This is a genomic window from Pseudoalteromonas sp. S558 (genome assembly GCF_005886635.1).
GTDB classification, from domain to species: Bacteria; Pseudomonadota; Gammaproteobacteria; order Enterobacterales; family Alteromonadaceae; genus Pseudoalteromonas; species Pseudoalteromonas aliena.
Genome location: NZ_PNDU01000712.1, coordinates 1 through 569, shown reverse-complemented (window position 1 = coordinate 569; position 569 = coordinate 1). Strand labels below are relative to the sequence as shown.

The following is a 569-nucleotide window of genomic DNA, read 5'->3' as shown; positions in this document are numbered from 1 at the left end:
GTTAGCAGCTATTACACCCTTTTCTTGGCTATTTTGATGAATAGTCGTAAGGCGAGGCCCAAAACGGGCTGCTTCTTCTATGCCATCAAATCCAACTATACGTAGCTCACTCCCTATTTTTATCCCTTGTTTTATTGCTTCTCGCATGGTGGCGAGGGCAATTAAATCACTCATACATATAATCACATCAGGGCGTGGTTAGGCGTTTAATACTTCTTTTGAAGCTATGCTGGCAAAACGTTCGCTACTTTCAGGAATATTCCAAATGCGGTCGTCGGCTACCGTTACATTCGCTTCATTTAACGCACGCTGATAACCTCGTAAGCGTTGGTGAGAAATAGTTTGACCCGTTTCAAACTCATGATGTTCGTAAACTCGGCACAATACATTTTCATCGAGTAATCTCAAGCCCAATATTGCCACGTTATCAGTTGCATTGTGCAAAACATGTTTGGCTATTTCGTAACTGGCTTGTTCGTTATTTATATTAATTGATGCGTTGCGGGCAATATCAAAATCCACAGTAACCACATTTTTTTGAACTCTATTTAGTTCGTCTACCAGTGCTT

Annotated in this window: 1 pseudogene; it reads right to left on the bottom strand. The window is 40.9% G+C overall.

The features are described from left to right. Positions 1-569, bottom strand: a pseudogene (locus CWB66_RS22050) (substrate-binding domain-containing protein); the annotation flags it as partial.